Annotated in this window: 1 protein-coding gene; it reads left to right on the plus strand. The window is 45.7% G+C overall.

Annotation, left to right across the window (positions count from 1 at the left end; translation table 11 throughout):
- Window positions 1-100: 100 nt before the first annotated feature.
- The coding region (locus ACCI49_RS24905) for an IS630 family transposase (RefSeq protein ID WP_371841956.1) at window positions 101-741 on the plus strand (641 nt) is incomplete at its 3' end.

Consider the following 741-nt stretch of genomic DNA (forward strand, 5'->3'; position numbering starts at 1 on the left):
ATCTTCTATGCGTACACCTAAACCTTTTCAAGTTTCTGATAATGAAGCGTCCATTCTGAACGAGTGGTGCCGATCAACAACCCTTCCACATGGGCAAGTTATGCGAGCAAAGATTATTCTTCAGCTTAACGAAGGCATGACTCCTACAGATGTAGCTATCGCACAACGAACGTCACCGAAGACTGTTCATCGGTGGCGAAGCCGTTTCGAGCAGGAAGGCATTGAAGGCCTGCGTGAGCGTACTCGTAGTGGTCGGCCAACTGTTATCGAAAAGGACGTTGTAGATCGAGTATTGTTTTTGACAACAAAGCGTATACCCGAAGAAGCGTCACACTGGAGTATTGAGTTAATGGCTAAATACGCAGAAGTGACGCCATGGCAGGTTCGGCAGATATGGAAAGCAGCCGACTTAAGGCCTCATCGTCTAAAAACATTCAAGATCAGCAACGATCCTGACTTTTCTGAAAAGGTTATCGACATTGTTGGTCTATATATGAACCCGCCAGAAAACGCTGTCGTTCTAAGCGTTGATGAGAAAACACAAATTCAAGCTTTAGATAGAACGCAACCAGGTCTCCCTCTAAACCCGAGTCGAATAGGCAGTCGGACTCATGATTACAAGAGACATGGCACTGCGAGCTTGTTTGCCGCTTTCAATACGCTGACGGGAAAAGTCATTGGAAAGGTTGCGAATAGAACTACCAGCAAGGAATTTTTGTCGTTTTTGAAGTTGGTCGATCG

Origin of the sequence: Microbulbifer epialgicus (assembly GCF_041447265.1) — a bacterium.
Lineage (GTDB): Bacteria > Pseudomonadota > Gammaproteobacteria > Pseudomonadales > Cellvibrionaceae > Microbulbifer > Microbulbifer epialgicus.